Annotated in this window: 15 protein-coding genes; 1 reads left to right on the forward strand and 14 read right to left on the reverse strand. The window is 42.3% G+C overall.

All coding sequences use genetic code 11. The features are described from left to right. Positions 1-23: 23 nt before the first annotated feature. From NKF87_RS09420 to NKF87_RS09485, 14 genes are all read right to left on the reverse strand, one after another. Positions 24-2,270 (reverse strand): DNA internalization-related competence protein ComEC/Rec2, encoded by a 2,247-nt coding sequence (locus NKF87_RS09420; protein ID WP_253583477.1) that lies wholly within the window; start codon positions 2,268-2,270, stop codon positions 24-26. 3 nt (positions 2,271-2,273) lie between these two features. After that, the gene (locus NKF87_RS09425; protein ID WP_253583479.1) at positions 2,274-3,194 is read right to left on the reverse strand and encodes a GerMN domain-containing protein; all 921 of its coding nucleotides are present in this window, start codon (positions 3,192-3,194) and stop codon (positions 2,274-2,276) included. Positions 3,195-3,210: 16 nt separating this feature from the next. Then, a complete protein-coding gene (locus NKF87_RS09430) occupies positions 3,211-4,683 on the reverse strand; it encodes a sensor histidine kinase (RefSeq protein WP_055284029.1) in 1,473 nt (490 codons plus the stop codon). Continuing rightward, positions 4,640-5,329 (reverse strand): response regulator transcription factor, encoded by a 690-nt coding sequence (locus NKF87_RS09435; RefSeq protein ID WP_028088314.1) that lies wholly within the window; start codon positions 5,327-5,329, stop codon positions 4,640-4,642. The genes NKF87_RS09430 and NKF87_RS09435 overlap by 44 nt, the downstream gene beginning before the upstream one ends. Before the next feature lie 14 nt (positions 5,330-5,343). Continuing rightward, positions 5,344-6,054, reverse strand: coding sequence for a helix-hairpin-helix domain-containing protein (locus tag NKF87_RS09440; protein WP_253583481.1), 711 nt, complete (start codon positions 6,052-6,054; stop codon positions 5,344-5,346). Between the two features lie 64 nt (positions 6,055-6,118). Then, the gene (locus tag NKF87_RS09445) at positions 6,119-6,550 is read right to left on the reverse strand and encodes a DMT family transporter (protein WP_055284024.1); all 432 of its coding nucleotides are present in this window, start codon (positions 6,548-6,550) and stop codon (positions 6,119-6,121) included. 68 nt (positions 6,551-6,618) lie between these two features. Beyond that, positions 6,619-7,794 carry an aspartate aminotransferase family protein gene (locus tag NKF87_RS09450; RefSeq protein WP_118224880.1) on the reverse strand — a complete coding sequence of 392 codons (1,176 nt, stop codon included), beginning with the start codon at positions 7,792-7,794 and terminating at the stop codon, positions 6,619-6,621. Positions 7,795-7,797: 3 nt separating this feature from the next. Next, on the reverse strand, positions 7,798-8,697 hold the full coding sequence (argB, locus tag NKF87_RS09455; protein ID WP_028088318.1) for an acetylglutamate kinase: 900 nt from the start codon (positions 8,695-8,697) through the stop codon (positions 7,798-7,800). 11 nt (positions 8,698-8,708) lie between these two features. Continuing rightward, positions 8,709-9,932: a bifunctional glutamate N-acetyltransferase/amino-acid acetyltransferase ArgJ gene (argJ, locus tag NKF87_RS09460; protein ID WP_028088319.1), complete on the reverse strand. Its 1,224-nt coding sequence runs from the start codon at positions 9,930-9,932 to the stop codon at positions 8,709-8,711. A gap of 51 nt (positions 9,933-9,983) precedes the next feature. Then, complete coding sequence (locus NKF87_RS09465) at positions 9,984-10,430, reverse strand: GNAT family N-acetyltransferase (RefSeq protein ID WP_253583482.1); 447 nt, start codon at positions 10,428-10,430, stop codon at positions 9,984-9,986. A 40-nt stretch (positions 10,431-10,470) separates the two neighbouring features. After that, positions 10,471-11,511 carry an N-acetyl-gamma-glutamyl-phosphate reductase gene (gene argC / locus NKF87_RS09470; protein ID WP_117598616.1) on the reverse strand — a complete coding sequence of 347 codons (1,041 nt, stop codon included), beginning with the start codon at positions 11,509-11,511 and terminating at the stop codon, positions 10,471-10,473. An 879-nt stretch (positions 11,512-12,390) separates the two neighbouring features. Continuing rightward, a complete protein-coding gene (locus tag NKF87_RS09475; protein ID WP_253583484.1) occupies positions 12,391-13,773 on the reverse strand; it encodes a permease prefix domain 1-containing protein in 1,383 nt (460 codons plus the stop codon). After that, positions 13,766-14,101 carry a PadR family transcriptional regulator gene (locus tag NKF87_RS09480; RefSeq protein ID WP_055284016.1) on the reverse strand — a complete coding sequence of 112 codons (336 nt, stop codon included), beginning with the start codon at positions 14,099-14,101 and terminating at the stop codon, positions 13,766-13,768. Before NKF87_RS09480 ends, NKF87_RS09475 begins: the two co-directional genes overlap by 8 nt. 264 nt (positions 14,102-14,365) lie before the next feature. After that, positions 14,366-15,730: an NAD(P)/FAD-dependent oxidoreductase gene (locus tag NKF87_RS09485; RefSeq protein ID WP_028088324.1), complete on the reverse strand. Its 1,365-nt coding sequence runs from the start codon at positions 15,728-15,730 to the stop codon at positions 14,366-14,368. A gap of 453 nt (positions 15,731-16,183) precedes the next feature. On the opposite strand from NKF87_RS09485, the gene NKF87_RS09490 reads away from it, so the two are divergent. After that, positions 16,184-17,410, forward strand: coding sequence for an argininosuccinate synthase (locus NKF87_RS09490; RefSeq protein ID WP_028088325.1), 1,227 nt, complete (start codon positions 16,184-16,186; stop codon positions 17,408-17,410). The last annotated feature ends 438 nt before the right edge of the window (positions 17,411-17,848 follow it).

Consider the following 17,848-nt stretch of genomic DNA (forward strand, 5'->3'; position numbering starts at 1 on the left):
TATACTGAATTCCGACTTTAAGTTCAACTGTTTCCACCGTGAATCCACATAGTTTTTTTCCTGACCGTCACGGCAACCGCTCCGTTATCCTGTGTAGAATATATCTTTGCACCCGATTTTTCAAGTCTTTTCAGCGTCAGATCATGCGGATGTCCGTAACGGTTCTTTCTCCCTGCTGATATCCATGCATACTGCGGATAAACTGTCTGAAGGAATGTCTCCGTTGTAGAATTCTTTGAACCATGATGCGCTGTCTTTAGTATTTCCCATGTAATCTTCTTTTCTTCCTGTATCACATCCAGGACCTCCGTCAGCCTCTCTTCCCCTTCTTTTTCTACATCTCCGGTAAACAACATATCAAATTCACCGTATTCCAGATGCAGGATCATGGAGGATTCATTTCCAGTCGTCACATTATGACTCTTATCATCCGTATTCCCTTCCGGACCCAGACAAGTAAACTTCATTTCACCTTCTTTCAGTTCCGTTCCGTATTCCATTTCCTTCACATCTGTGCCATACATTTTTGCCATTGTTATAATTTTAAGAATCCTTTCATCCCAGTACTGTTTTCCCGGCACTACAAGATTCCGGATGCGCACTCCCACATCCTGACGCATCAGAAGTTCTTCTATTCCATTCATATGATCCAGATCTCCATGAGACAGAAAGACATAATCAAGTTGTGCAATGCCCCGGGATTTTAGAAATGGTTCTATTCGGTATTTTCCAATCTCTTTCACATCACTGCTGCCACCATCGACCAGATAATTCTGATGCTTTGGTCCCTGCACACAGATACAGTCTCCCTGCCCGATATCCAGCATTGTCACCTCCATTCCTCTTCTTAGCAGCGGTCCTGATATCAGTATCAGCCATGCAGTAATATAAAGTGCCAGACTAGCCATGTACTTTTTTCTGATTTTTACCGGCTGTCTGTCCATATATTTCCATATCAGAATGACTCCTGACAACATAAGATAATAGACTATGCACCGCCATTTTTCCGGTCTTCCTGCTATCCATCTTGCCACAGGAAATTTCAGGAGCAACACACAACATCCGTCATAGAATTTTAATATCCGGCTGCACACCATCAATATCCATGTTCCAAATGTTCCCCCTGCCATCCGCACAAGTGAGCCGGCCATCCCGCAGGATAATATTACCGGCATCAACGGTATCACCAGAAGATTCAGTATCACACTATATAACGGCACTTCGAAAAAGAAATACAGAATCACCGGCCACAACACACAATTCATGGCAATTCCCGGCCCCAATATACGTACCAGTACCGGCTGCTGTGATTCTTTCTTCACCAATGGTATCACTGTGCAGATCGCAAGTAATGCACCAAATGAAAGCAAAAAACCGCCATCATAAAGATACAGCGGATTACTTCCGACTGCGATTACTGCTGCTACAGAAAGTGCCGTCGGCATATCGTATTTTCTCCCTGTAACATCCGCACCGACCCGGAACAGGAACATTACCCATGCCCTTAGTACCGAGACTGTCATCCCGATCATTGAAACATACAGAAATAACAGCATTCCTCCTGCCAGTCCTCCTGCTTTGTACGAACCTGTCAACCGCCGGAATAAACGGTAGGCACCCAGTCCGGCAAACGACAGATGCAATCCTGATATAGCCAGGATATGCCCAATCCCATTCACCTGGTAAAGTTCCTTCATCTCCGGATCCATATCACTCTTTTCCCCAAGAAGTATCGCAGCAAGGACTCCCCCTTCCCGTTCACCCATTTCCCGCACCAGCAGTTCCTTCCACCCGGCACGGAACACTGCCAGCTTTTCCCGGAAAACGTCCACACTTTTATCGGTGATCTGCATCTGACTGCCATAGATTTTCCCATGGATCCCCTGTTTCTGATAATAAAACTTCTGATCAAAATTACCCGGGTTTCTTGCATTTTCATAAAATGATACTGTCCCCCGGACTTTTATCCTGTTTCCTATATGTAGTTTTTCTTTGGAATTGATATAAACGATTATCTTTGACTCTTGAAATTTTTGTTTGTTAGAAATAGAATAAACAGAATTATGTTTCAGATAAATCATCTGACCATTTTCTTTTTGCTCCTGCCTGTAAATCACACCACAGACGATGACAGATTCATCTTCCGTGGTGCAGATTTCAAGCGGCGATGGGCGAAGTTCTTTTATAAACCGTTCCTTTCCCACCAGCGTACAGGAAGCCAGAACACATAGAATGATCAGACAGACACTAAGAAGCGGCCTGTTCCTCACGCACTACTCCCCTTCCACAATATTCAGGTTTCGGGAAAGCGGCTTTTCCAGACTTATCTTCCCCATATAATTTACATTTGTTTTTCCATCAATCAGGATCTGTACCCTGCCGATCGAGCTTCCTTCTATAATTGTATTCACGATTGCATAGACCGGAAGCTCCGGATTCATCACATTCGTTGTGTCCAGGAACCCCTTATCCAGGTTCACATAACAGATATGATCCTTTACAGATACACTCAGCACCTTTGTCTCTGCCGGGATCACTGCCGTCTCGTTGTCCGATGAAGGCCCCTTGATCAGCTGTTCTACCAGCACTTTTTCTTTTGATATGCTGCTGTTATACCGGATACTGGCCTTTTCTTTTACCAGACGGTCTCCCTGCTTATTACCATAATACAACAAAAATGTCTCTTTCTGATAGGAATGGAGACTCACACCTGTATTTTTTACAAAATCCGATGGCTGCATATAACCAACCACCTGTCCATTCATATCTTGCAATGATTCTCCGTCGATCGTGAATAACACAGCATCCACTCCAGAAATCTGTCCGACAGACTGAACAACCGCAGCGCGCAGCAGAATCTCTTCCGTCGCACTCAGTTTCTGGTAATTCCTGTTAAAATCTACTATAAGTTTTCCATCCTTCACTGACCATTCTTTCACCTTTACCTCTTTTACAAAAGGACTGCGGTAATCAATGTCATCCGTATTCTTCTGTATCTTATCCAGGATTTCATCAATCTGTTCTTTCTGTGTTTTGCCTTCTGGCTTTATGCCTTTTTCAACCAGCGACACACCCTCGGAATCTGTATAATAGATATGGAAGTCTGCTGTTTTTCCTTCTTTTTTGCATCCCGTCACCGCCAGAATACAGATGGCAGTAAGCATCAGGATCCAGTAACTCTTTTTCTTTATCATCGCATTCTCCTTCTACCTAAGACACATAGTTTAACGGAATTCTGACTGTAAATGTTGTTCCCTCAGATGGCTGACTGAATACTTTGATCGCCCCGCGATGCATAACCACTGCACTTCGTGCGATTGCAAGTCCAAGCCCTGTCCCGCCGATTTCCCTGGAATGTGACTTATCCACACGATAGAATCTTTCAAATATATGTTCCTGCGCCTCTGCCGGAATACCGATCCCTGAATCTGCCACTTCAATATAACAGTTCTTATGATCCGCATTCAAAGTCACATGAACCCAGCCATTGTCCTTATTATATTTGATCGCATTTTCTACCAGATTTGAAATTGCAAGCGAAATCTTCATCTCGTCGACTTCAGCTGTGACCGGACGAATACTTTCGTAAACCAGTTCAATATTTCTTGTTGCTGCGATCGGACGCAGTCTCTTTAAGATTTTTTCTACCAGCTCATTCATATTTTCGGATTTTATGTTCATGGTATTGGCGTTATTCGCTGTTTTGTCCATCTTCACCAGCGATAACAGATCATTAATGATCTTATTCTCACGTTCGATCTCTTCTGACATGTCTCCCATAAATTCTTTATAAAGTTCTACCGGCGCATCCTCCTGCAGAAGCAGCGAATCCGCCAGAACCTTCATAGATGTCAAAGGTGTCTTCAATTCATGTGATACATTGGATACAAATTCATTTTTCGAATCGTCCAGCGTCTTCATACGTCCCGACATCTTATTAAATGCCTCTGACAATTCTATCGTTTCGGTATATGTGTTCTCATGCAGGTAGTTATCATCATATCCTTCTGTTACCGCTGAGATCGACTCTGTAATACGTCTGAATGGTTTCAGCATCGCTATCCCCGCCAGAACTGCAATCATCATTATAACTAGAATCGTCGCAAGTGCCACTACATCTGCCTTGTTTCTTAATATTTCCAGACTGTCCAGCACTGAATCTGTAGGTGCACTTACCAGCAGCACACCTACAACTGCATCATCTTTTCCTATGATTGGTGCGGTCACTTCTATATATCTGTTTTTTCTGTTATACTCACTGGTTCCTTTGTCTTGGAAACAACGGATTACATTGCCGGATACGATGGTCTTGCCCTTGTCCATATCATAAGTATCTTCCTGGATCTTAAATGCTCCATCTATCACCATCACACGGCCGCTATAGATATTCGATAACTGGACCAGTTCCGTCCGCATCACTTCTGATATATCTCCTGTGAGATATCCCGAACTGCTCAACTGGTTACTGAGAATGGTACATTGATTCTGTATCTCCGCAGTACGTACCCTCACTGCGCATTTTTCATAACTGTTCAGGAACACGCCCCGCATTATCAGAACCGGAACGATTCCTGCCAATGCTACCAGCATAATGATCCTGAATTTCATGCTCCTGAATATATTTTTTTTTAGATATTTTTTAACCCCTGAAATAATAACCAACTCCCCATTTCGTATATACATATTTTGGATCGCTTGGATTTGTCTCTATCTTCTCACGAAGTCTGCGGATATGTACATCTACAGTTCTCGCATCACCCGGATATTCATATCCCCATACAATATTCAGAAGGTTCTCTCTGCTGTATACCTTACCTGGATTCATAGCAAGCAATTCCAGAAGATCGAACTCTTTGGCGGTCAGATTAATCTCTTTCCCCCCGATGATCACACGTCTGCTTTCACAATCGATCTGCATCTCACCTTTGATGATTACTTTATCATCCTCCTGATTTTTATCACGCTTACTGATCCGGCGTATGATTGCTTTAATCCTTGCTTTGACTTCCAGAATATTAAATGGCTTTGTTATGTAGTCATCTGCACCGTATTCCAGTCCCAGAATTTTATCCATATCATCACCCTTAGCCGTAAGCATGATGATCGGAACATCCGAATATTCCCTGATCTGCTGACACACTTCAAAACCATCATGTTTTGGAAGCATAACATCCAGCAGAATCATATCGTATGCATTCTCTTTTGCCAGTTTCAGTGCCTCTTCCCCATCATATGCGCAGTCCACACTGTATCCATCCTGTTCCAGACTAAACCGGATCCCTTTTACTATCAGTTTTTCGTCATCCACAACCAATATGCGTTTGCCCATGTTCCTACTCCTTATCAAATCTTAATTTGATCTTTTACTTTTTGAAATACACCTTCTTTAATCCCTTCTACTTCCATCAGATCTTCAATCTTCTGAAATGCTCCATGTTCTTCCCGGTAACGCACGATCGCATCTGCCTTCGCTTCGCCGATTCCTGAAAGTGTCATCAATTCGTTTTTTGCCGCCGTATTGATATCAATCTTTCCATCCGATGTACTTCCGGCTTTTTCTGCATTGTCCTCATTCTGCACCAAAGTACCGCCATTATCCATACCGGCTTTTACTTCTTCTTTCGTCGGAACGTATATTTTGGAACCATCTTCGATCACTTCTGCCTGATTGAGTGTCTGATCTGCCGCCTCTTCCGTCAGTCCGCCCGCCATCTGAATGGCTTCAAACAAACGGCTGTCTGCTGTCAGTTCGTATACTCCGGGCTGGTTTACCGCACCGCATACATGCACATAACAGATCTGCAGTTTTTCCCGGTCTGTCTGTTGTTCTTTCTGTCCGGAATTAATAGCGGTATCTGGTTTGTCTGAATCCGTATCATTTCTATTCAACGGAACCAGTTCCGTCTGTCCTTGTGGATTTCCAACTCTGCAGCCAGTCAGGCTACCTGTACACATGACACTTAACAATACCAGAAAAAACAGTGGTATCCGGCGTATTTCTTTCTGTATGTTTCTCTTTTCTGTTATTTTGTTTTGTCGTTTTTTTCTACGCATAACTTCTCCTTTACAGTCTGTCGGAAACTGTAAATCCCCGCATATGCCTAGTGAATTAATTGTACTATTTCCATTGAAAAATTGCAACACCAATCAGGGCAATGGACATACCAATAATTTTGCGTATTTCCAGCGGTTCTTTGTCTACTCCAAACAACCCGAGAAGTTCGATCACATATGCTACGATCAACTGCGATATCACGATCAGAAGTGCTGCTTTCGCCGGTCCCAGCGACGCCATACTCTTGATCACAGTCCATGTGATCCCTGCACCGATCACGCCTCCAAGTAATACATATCTGGGTTCCACTTTCCACAATGCGCCAACAGAATCTCTTCCGGCGATAAGCCATGCAACGGCACATAGCAGGAATGCACTGAACTGCACCCAGCCGTTACTCACCCACATTCCGGTTGTCTTTGTTACCTGCGTATTAAATACTCCCTGTACACTCATAAGCGCTCCCGACAAAAGCGCAATCAAAAAACCAGTCATCTTCATACCTCCTGCCTATGCAGATAATATGTCCCATGACCGGTTTTTATATTCCATTTCTTTACTTTTTACAATGCTTTCTTTAATATCCGGATCATCTCATCCACCTGTTCAAGCTCAATAATAAGCGGTGGTACAAAACGGATCACATCGCTTCCGGCACCGATAATCAGCAGCCCCTCTTTCAAAGCTGCTCCTGTAATCTCAGATATAGGTTTTGTCACCTGAATTCCCTGCATCAAACCTTTTCCTTTGACCGCTTTTACAGTATCATATTCTTCCACAAGTTCTTCCAGTTTTTTTGTCAGATATGCTCCGACTTTCTGCACATGTTCTACCAGATGCTTCTTTTCAAATATCTCAATAGTCTTACTTACTGCCGTACAAGCCAGTGGATTTCCCCCATAAGTTGTACCGTGATCCCCAGGCTCCAGTGAATATTTTGCAACTTCCTCTGTCATTGCAAATGCACCGACCGGAATTCCACTTCCGATAGCCTTTGCCATAGACATGATATCCGGTTTGATGTCATAAGCCTGCCATGCAAACATAGCGCCTGTTCTTCCCATACCGCACTGTACTTCATCACAAATCATAAGGATTCCTTCTTCGTCACAGAGTTTACGTATTCCTTTCATGAATTCCTCTGTGGCTGCATTGATTCCACCCTCACCCTGTAACGGTTCCAGAATGATCGCACAAGTCTTATCTGTCACCAGTGCTTTCACACTGTCCAGATCATTGTATTGTGCAAATGATACCCCCGGAACAAGCGGTTCGAATGGTTCACGATACGCATCATGTCCTGTCACAGATACGGCTCCAAAACTTCTTCCATGGAAAGATTCCTTCATCGCAATGAATTCATACCGTCCTGTTCCTTTTTTGTATGCATATTTTCTTGCTGCTTTTAAAGTTCCTTCTACCGCTTCCCCTCCACTGTTGGTGAAGAAGATACGGTCCATCCCTGTAATACGTTTCAGATCTTCTGCTGCCTTTCCGCAAGCCGTATTATAGTACAGATTAGAAGTATGAAAAATCTTATCGATCTGTTCCTTTAACGCATCATTCAATTCTTTATCAGCATATCCCAGCGAAGACACTGCATATCCGGCCGCAAAGTCCAGATATTTTTTTCCTTCTGTATCATACAGATAAGCACCTTCTCCACGCTCTAATACTACCGGAAACTGATTATACGTATGTAACAGCGCTTCGTTTGTCTCTTTCATATATTCATTCATAACTTATTCTCCGTAATAATATCGTTCTTCTATATCATTTTTAATTGCAGTTCCGATACCTTTATTTGTAAAGATTTCAAGAAGCAGACAATGCGGAATTCTTCCGTCCAGGATATGTACTCTTGATACTCCGTTCTCAATCGCATCGATACAGTTCTGTATCTTCGGCAGCATACCTCCACCGATATAGCCTTCTTCCATCAATTTCTTTCCGTCTGATACATTCAGTTCAGAAATCAATGTGGACGGATCCTTTGGATCTTTGTATACTCCTTCGATATCTGTCAGGAATGCAAGCTTCTCTGCATTGATTGCTTTTGCTATCGCACATGCAGCATCATCCGCATTGATATTATACGTATTATAGTCATCGTCCAGGCCGATCGGTGCGATAATCGGAAGGAAATCTTTCTCCAGAAGATCGTAGATGATATCCGCATTCACTTCTTTGACATCTCCGACAAATCCGATATCCTCACCGTCTGCCAGCTTCTTGTCTACTTTCAGAAGTCCTCCATCTTTTCCACTGATACCAATGGCTCTTACCCCGAGCTGCTCAACCAGCTGAACAAGGCTTTTATTCACTTTCCCAAGTACCATCTCTGCAAGTTCCATCGTCTCTGCATCTGTCACCCGCAGCCCATTGATAAACTGTGGTTCCATGCCGACTTTTCCTACCCATTTGCTGATTTCTTTTCCACCGCCGTGAACAATGATTGGTTTGAAACCGACTAATTTCAGCAGCGTAACATCCTGAATGACTCTTGCTTTCAGTTCTTCGTCTACCATAGCGCTTCCGCCATATTTTACTACAATAATCTTACGGTTGAATCTCTGGATATACGGAAGGGCTTCAATCAGTACTTCTGCTTTGTCCAGATATTTCTGCATTGCTTTTTCCATCTTTCAATCTCCTAACTTCTGTAATCTGCATTGATCTCGATATATCCATGAGTCAGGTCACATCCCCATGCAGTTGCTGTCTTGTCACCCATCTTCACATCTGCAATTGCTGTAACTTCAGTCTCAGACAGGATCTTTGTTGCCTCTGCCTCACTGTAATCTACAGCTGTACCATTTTCAATGATCTGGATTTTTCCTGCTTTGCTTTCGAAAAACAGGTCAACCTTTTCAGGATCGAACTGCGCTCCGGAATATCCCATTGCACAGAGGATTCTTCCCCAGTTTGCATCGTGTCCTGCGATTGCTGTCTTTGTAAGATTGGAACATACGATTGATTTTGCAAGTGTCTTAGCCTGCTCTACACTCTCGCATCCGACCGCTTTCACTTCGAATAATGCAGTTGCACCTTCTCCGTCTCCGGCGATTTTCTTTGCAAGGTATTCATTTATCGTATGCAATGCTTCTGCAAAATTCTTATAATCTTCTGTTCCATATGTAATCTCCGGATTCTCTGCCATACCATTTGCCAGTAATACAACTGAGTCGTTCGTAGAAGTATCTCCATCTACAGAGATCATGTTGTAAGTGTCTCCGACATCTTCACTTAATGCTTTCTGAAGTGCATCCTTTGTGATCACAGCATCTGTTGTAATAAATGCAAGCATCGTGCACATATTCGGATGGATCATTCCAGATCCTTTTGCCATACCACCGATCGTAACAGTCTTTCCGCCAACTTCAATTGCAACGGCCAGTTCCTTTGGAAATGTATCGGTTGTCATAATTGCTTTGGCTGCTTCTGTACCATTTTCCAGTGTATCATTCTTCTTACCTGCCAGTACTTTGATTCCGGCTGTCAGTTTGTCGATCGGAATCTGCTTTCCGATCACTCCGGTTGAACCGATGAGGACACCATCTGCAGAAATATTCAGTGCTTTTGCTGCTGCATCTGCAGTATCTTTACAATATCCAAATCCCTCTGCTCCGGTGCAGGCATTGGCGATTCCTGAGTTCACAACTACCGCCTGTGCTTTTGCACCACTCTTTACGACCTGCTGATCCCATTTTACCGGTGCCGCTTTTACGACATTTGTTGTAAATGTTCCTGCTGCCACGCATGGAACCTGGCTGTATACCAGTGCCATATCTGTTCTGTCTTTATACTTGATTCCTGCTGCTGTACTTGCTGCTTCAAATCCTTTTGCTGCGGTCACTCCGCCTTTTACCTGTTTCATCTGTTCTTCCACCTTTCTTAATTCTCTTTTCTTATGTTTTGATAAATTCCTTTACTGGATAAACGCCGTGATATTTGCTTCATTCAGTGTAAAATCGTAATAATTCAGATCTTCCCTCTTTGTCCATCCTATTTCGTTCCAGAATGCATTGCCGATATCGTTCTGTGTGAATGCGATCAGGGATACTTTGTTGATGCCTTCTTTTTTCAGTGCCTCCATCGTAAATACTACCATGCCTTTTCCGATGCCTCTCATTCTGTGATTCACATCTACACACACATGATACAGACAGCCCCGTCTTCCATCATGCCCGCAGAGAATCGCTCCGACGATCTTCCCATCTTCTTCGGCAACTACGCTTGTTGTTGGATTTCTTTTTAAGAAACGTTCTATTCCTTCTTTTGAATCATCCACACTTCGTATTCCGAATCCTTTGATACTCATCCACAGTGCGTGCACCTGGTCGAAATCTTCAATTGTCATTACTCTTATATTCATATGTATTATTTTTCTCCTCTGTCTGTATTTTCCGGTAAATCTACGGGAACATCGGTACCAGTTCCAGTCCTTCTGTCTCCGGAAGTCCGAACATCAGGTTCATGTTCTGTACTGCCTGTCCTGCCGCGCCTTTTACCAGGTTGTCGATTGCTCCCATCATGATGATGCGGTTCGTTCTTGAATCGATCTTGAAGTTGATGTCCACATAGTTACTTCCTTCTACCCATTTTGTCTCCGGACAAACATCTTTTTCAAGAACACGGACAAATTTCTCATCTTTATAATATTTATCATAGATTGCTTTCACTTCTTCGTATGTTACATCTTTTTTGAGTGTTGCATATTCCGTTGCCAGGATTCCTCTGTTCATCGGAACCAGATGTGGTGTGAAGTTGATCAGCACTTTTTCTCCGGATGCATATCCGAGCTGCTCCTCAATCTCCGGTGTGTGTCTGTGGCTTGCGACACCGTACGCTTTCATATTCTCATTCACTTCACAGAAAAGGTTCGGTACTTTTGCACCACGTCCTGCTCCGGATGTTCCCGATTTTGCATCCACGATCAGGGTATTCATATCAATGATTCCTTCTTTTGCCAGCGGATATGCGGTCAAGATGGAACATGTTGTATAGCATCCCGGATTGGCTACCAGTCTTGCATTCTTTACATCTTCTCTGTTGATCTCACAAAGCCCGTACACTGCTTCTTCAATATATTGTGGACTCTTATGCTCGATTCCATACCACTTTTCATATGTAGCTACATCTTTGATACGATAGTCTGCACTTAAGTCGATGATCTTTGTCTCACTTAAAATCTTATCATTCATCATCGATGCACAGAAGCCTTGCGGCGTTGCTGTGAAGATTACATCTGCCTGTTTTGCAAGTTCTTCCATATTATCATCCAGACATGTTGCATCCACGATCTGGAACATATTCTGATATACATCTGCGTATTTTTTATCTATATAACTTCTGGAGCCGTACCATACGATCTCTGCGTCCTTGTGTCCGGTAAGGATTCTTACCAGTTCTCCTCCGGCATATCCGGTCGCTCCAATAATTCCAACTTTAATCATCTATATAACACCCTTTCCGATATTGAATTTTTATAAATTATTGTTCGTTTTATAGTACCCCAAATTCCTGTGATTGTCTAGTTGGATGGGATTGTTTTTCAAAAATCCATATATTTACTTTTGCGTTGTAAATCATGAACTTGCATAATTATACATCTACATTGCATATTATGCAAGCTTTTTCTTCAAATTGTATTGGGATTTAATTGGAATTTAATTTATTAACGTAGTTGGCCTCTCGATCCTTGAAGAAAACAGTATAAAGTGGTTCTGGTTCAGGTTCCATGCTCTAAGAAAAACTAAGAGAGCCAGAATCTCCTAAAAGCAAAGGAACTACGCTCAAACTCGGCGTTCGCCTCAAACACGTTCGCTTCGTTCCTTTAACGGAGATTCTGACTCTCTAACTTTTCCTAAGAGCATTCCACATTCACCAGAACCACTTTATACTGTTTTCTTCAAGTCGTGACTGGCTGTGGATGTTAAGAAATGAAATACCCGAAACTATAACCTGGTGTAGTCCACTACGGTACACAATCTTGTCAAAAGCCTTGAAAATCCGCTAATGACAGCTGATTACTGTAACCTTCCGCTGTCACAACCGTTACGCAATTGCCATTTAATTGGTAAGGCATTCGACACCCACGGAATAAAAAGTAGGAAGCCGTTCCAGTGAATGTGAAGAAGGTGTTGGAAATAGTTAAGCGTCAAAATTATGCGTTGGGTTTTCGAAATTTGCCTGTTTGAGCCGAATGGCGAGTTGCAAATTTCGGAAGCCCGTTTTTAGCATAATTTTGACGCTTTAGTATTTCCCACCGACGGAACCTGAACAGGAACGGCTTCCTACTTTTTATGCAGGTCCGGGTAGTCATGCCTTCTAAATTAAATCCCAATTTTCTTCTTTACTTCCGTCTCAACCAGCACATTCTGATACCTATATATACTAAGCAATATTCCAAACATTATATAACTTATCATAATTTCGCTTCCTCCTGCAGTCAGGAAAGGGCAGTAATTATTCGAAAGCGGAAAACAGCCCAGATTCTCCACTACATATCCGATGAACTGAGTAAACAGGACCACCACGCATCCGGTTCCCATGATCATGCCAAGTTGGTTTTTCTGGTGTCCGGTCTTTTGCAGAAACCAGATCAGGACAGCGCCTATGACAGCAATCGCCAACACTGCCGCCAGTATTCCATAATAATGTATGATAAATGTCAGCATATAATCATTGTTAAAAAAACCTATCTTTTCACAATCTCCACGTCCTGTAAAATGTGCCCCTGAGATCATATTTCTTATTGTGCCCCATAAGCTTCCTGCATCATTGCCTTCCGGATGAATGAATGCCGACAGTCTTGCCGACTGGTAAGCTCTTACATATCCCATTTTAATCATTAATGTCATCCCTGCTGCCGGAAGCAGGATTACCAGACTCCACATGGTGATCAGCGTTCTTTTTCTATTCACTTCAAACCAGTCTTTCCAGACTGCAATTGATAACAAGATCAGAAATGTAAATTCTACACTAACTGCCATCGACAAATTCGGAATGCGTAAAATGAACCATATCGGAAGCAGCTGCCACAATATGGCCTTTGCGATACCGACACATCCTGTTTTTTTACTTCGCATGCTATATAATATTGCTGCATATAGCGGTACGATCAGATATAACAGCGGCCGTAACGGTAATGCCATACCGAATAAAAACGGAATTCCGTATACCGCTCCGTTGATATACACCGCTCCCACGAATATCCCCAGTCCCATTACTACGATCCATATACCTGCCAGCCGCTTTGCATATTTTCCGATCCAGCTGTAATCAACATAACAGATTCCGATCATACAAGCCAGCCCTGCAAATGTCCACGCAATATTTTTCAGATAATCAATATTGCCGCCAATCCCCGAAGTAATCCCTTCTACCTCTCCCGGATTATTTCCCACATCTGCAAGGGCACTTGTTCTCAGACAGTACATCAGAAGAATTCCTGCCAGATTCAGAACTGCAATAAGACCAATCATTTTCCATGCCATTTTTGGTCTGTGAATCTGGTCCATCTCGATTCCTACTTCTACCGGATCGCCCATCTCCAGAACCGCTGCCTCTTCCGCCTCTGAAGGTTCCATTCCTTCTGTCATATAATCGCACTTCTGGTCTTCGATATGATCTTCCAGTTCTTTGGTCACTAGTGGAAGTGCGCGTTTACAGCGAATCTGGTCTGTTACCGTCTGTATATATCTTCTCCTATCCAAAGCACACACCACCCATCACATCCAGAACCGCCTGTGAATATTCTTTCCACTCTTCTGATTTTCTCTTTAATTCCTTTTTGCCTGCTCTTGTAATGTGGTAATACTTCCGGATCTTTCCGACTGCTTCTTTTTCATATGCTTCCACGAATCCTTTCTCCTCCAGTCCATGCAGAAGAGGGTACAGGGTTCCCGCCTTCAATTCAAATACATTCTTTGACTTGCCGCGCAGGGTATCAATCATTTCATACCCATACATATCCTTTTCTTCTAATAATTTTAATACCAGCATCGTTGTACTTCCCGAAACCAGGCTTTTATCTACTGCCATCTTTTTTCTTCTCCTTTCCATGCATAACATATAGATCATCTACATATAGTATCGGTTATCTACATAATATATCGGTCACCTACATATGTCAATATGATTCCTATTATTTTATTTCAGAATCTTTTTATATTCTTTTTTTCTGTCAGCCTCTTTCGAAGATATAATAAAAAGAAATGTCAGTTCCGGCTTGCTTTTACCGAAACTGACATTTCTTTTTATTTCTCCGTTTTCACTGGTCAGAGCCACTTTCCCCGTCCCCATTGGCTATCCAATAATATGTCTTGCTACATATACACCGCTTGCCGATGCATGAGAAAGAGAATGTGTCACTCCACTTCCATCTCCGATCACATACAGACCTTTATGGCAGCTTTCGAGATTCTCATCGATGTCTACTTCCATATTATAAAATTTCACTTCCACACCGTAAAGAAGCGTGTCATCATTCGCCGTTCCAGGTGCTACTTTATCCAGCGCATAGATCATCTCCACGATACCATCCAGGATTCGTTTTGGAAGTACAAGGCTTAAGTCTCCGGGTGTTGCAGATAAGGTTGGCGTTACAAGGCCTTCTTCAATACGCTTCTCTGTACTTCTTCTTCCACGTACCAGATCACCGAAGCGCTGTACAATAACACCACCGCCAAGCATATTGGAAAGTCTTGCGATACTTTCCCCATAACCGTTGCTGTCTTTGAACGGTTCTGAGAAATGTTTTGCAACCAGCAATGCAAAGTTCGTATTGTCTGTCTTCTTCTCATTGCCTTCATAGCTGTGTCCGTTTACCGTGATGATTCCGTTGGTATTCTCATTTACGACAATTCCATTTGGATTCATGCAGAATGTGCGGACATTATCTTCGAACTTCTCTGTACGATATACAATCTTACTTTCGTAGAGTTCATCTGTCAGATGCGAGAAGATAACTGCCGGAAGTTCTACACGGACTCCGATATCTACACGGTTAGATTTCGTAGGAATCTCCAGCTCTTTACACACTTTCTCCATCCATTTACTTCCGCTTCGTCCTACAGAAACGATGCATTTTTCACATTCATAGTTTCCTTTTTCACACACCACTTTGTAACCGTTTTCAATTATTTCGATCGTCTCTACCGGTGTATCAAAATAGAAATCTATATGATCTTTCATCTGGTCATACAGATTCTGAAGCACCACATAGTTGATATCTGTTCCAAGATGACGTACCGATGCGTCGAGAAGATTCAGCTTGTTCTGCAGACAAAGCTTCTTGAATTTGGTTCCGGCTGTCGAATAGAGTTTTGTTCCTTCCCCACCGTTTTCCATGTTGATTTCATCTACATACTTCATCAGTTCTACTGCCTGTTTCTTCCCGATATATTCGAACAATGTTCCCCCGAAATCATTGGTAATATTATATTTCCCATCAGAAAATGCTCCTGCTCCCCCGAAGCCGCACATGATCGAACATCGTTTACAATTGATACAGCTCTTAATTTTTTCCCCGTCAATCGGACATTTTCTCTTTTCAAGCGGATATCCCTCTTCAAACACGGCAATCTTACATTCCGGCTTCTTTTTCATCAGCTCATACGCCGCAAAAATCCCTCCCGGACCTGCTCCAATAATGATCACATCATAATTCATAAGTATCTTCTCCTTCTCATGACATATATATAAACCTTTCTTCCGGTTTTATATTTATTCTTGTTTCTAATTATACTATTTGCAAGTAAAGTGCCGGCTATATTCTACGTTGACATTCACATTTCGTCAAGCTTTTTCCATAGATTTTTAAAGATTGTTCACAGTATATATCTCTGCATTTTTGTAATGTTTCCCAACAGACAAATTCTCCTTTCCGCATCTATTCTTCTTCGCTTATTTTATGCATCATTTTGTTGTTTTTATGCATTAATTTGCATATTTTCCAACTTTTTTCTCGTTTTTTCTTGCATATTTATAAAATTAGGTGTATAGTATTCCTTGCAACCGCAAACACACACTGTCAGAAGAAAGACTTGACTTTTCCGGCTGTATACGAGAAGATTATTTTAAAGCGATTGATAAAACTATATTTCATGTAGGAGGATATATAAGATGAAAGAAAAAGTTGTATTAGCATACTCAGGTGGTCTTGATACCACAGCAATTATCCCATGGCTGAAAGAGACATTTAACTATGATGTTATCTGCTGCTGTATCGACTGTGGTCAGGGGGAAGAACTGGATGGACTGGAAGAAAGAGCAAAGCTTTCCGGCGCAGCCAAGTTATATATCGAAGATATCGTAGATGATTTTGCTGATAACTACATTGTACCTTGCGTTCAGGCACATGCCGTATACGAAGATGAATATCTTCTCGGAACTTCCATGGCCCGTCCTGCAATCGCAAAACGTCTCGTGGAAATTGCACGGAAAGAAAATGCTGTTGCCATCTGCCACGGTGCTACCGGTAAAGGAAATGACCAGATCCGTTTTGAACTTGGTATCACAGCACTTGCTCCGGACATCAAAATCATTGCTCCTTGGAGAATGACAGATATCTGGACCATGCAGTCACGTGAAGACGAGATTGATTACTGTAAAGCACACGGAATCGACCTCCCATTCGACGCAAAGCACAGCTATAGCCGTGACCGTAACTTATGGCATATCAGCCATGAAGGTCTGGAACTGGAAGATCCTTCCAATGAACCTAACTACGATGACCTTCTGGTAATGTCTACCACACCGGAAAAAGCTCCTGACAAAGCAGAATATGTTACTATGACTTTTGAAAAAGGTGTGCCTAAGAGTATCAATGGCGAAGAAATGAAAGTATCTGATATCATCCGCAAGCTGAATGAACTTGGCGGAAAACACGGTATCGGAATCATCGACATTGTTGAGAACCGTGTTGTAGGTATGAAGTCCCGCGGCGTATACGAGACACCTGGCGGAACAATCCTGTATGCCGCTCACCAGCAGTTAGAGGAACTTATTCTTGACCGTGCTACAGCAGAAGTGAAGAAAGAAATGGCTGACAAGCTTGCCCAGATTGTATACGAAGGAAAATGGTTCACACCACTGCGTGAGGCAATCCAGGCTTTCGTTGAAAGCACACAGGAATATGTAACAGGTGAAGTGAAGTTCAAACTGTATAAAGGAACGATCACAAAAGCCGGAACTACTTCTCCGTACTCTCTGTACAGCGAGTCTCTTGCAAGCTTTACAACCGGTGATCTGTATGATCATCATGATGCTAGTGGATTCATCAACCTGTTCGGACTTCCGCTGAAAGTTCGTGCAATGAAGCTGCAGAACGTAAATAAGAATCAGAAATAATTTTTACAAAAAAGCAACGAAACCTGGTATGCATGAGCAGATATGTGCTTCTTTTTCACGCCACATTTCGTTGCTTTATTTTTTATTTGTATATTTTTATATATTTTTTGTATATTTATGATATAATTTAATTACTTTAAAGCATTCATCTTAAACAGGTAAAAAGGCTGTCAGGTAGCAGTTTTTTTACACACTTTCATTTTTCTTTAAAAGAATCCGGATCTTCCCGTTCTGATTTTATTCGTTTATTTCATGCAATGGATATTGACCGTATATTTCCTTGCATAGTAACATACGCTTTTTTGCCCTCTAAACGTTATGAAAGCAGAACGATCCGGATTATTTCCGGCATGTTTCCGTGCATATTCAAAAGGCGTTGTCAGATTTTCTTCTGACAGCGCCTTATTTCTCTTTAAGGATTCCGTAATCTTTAACGCA

Source organism: Dorea longicatena (assembly GCF_024168045.1).
GTDB lineage: Bacteria > Bacillota > Clostridia > Lachnospirales > Lachnospiraceae > Dorea_A.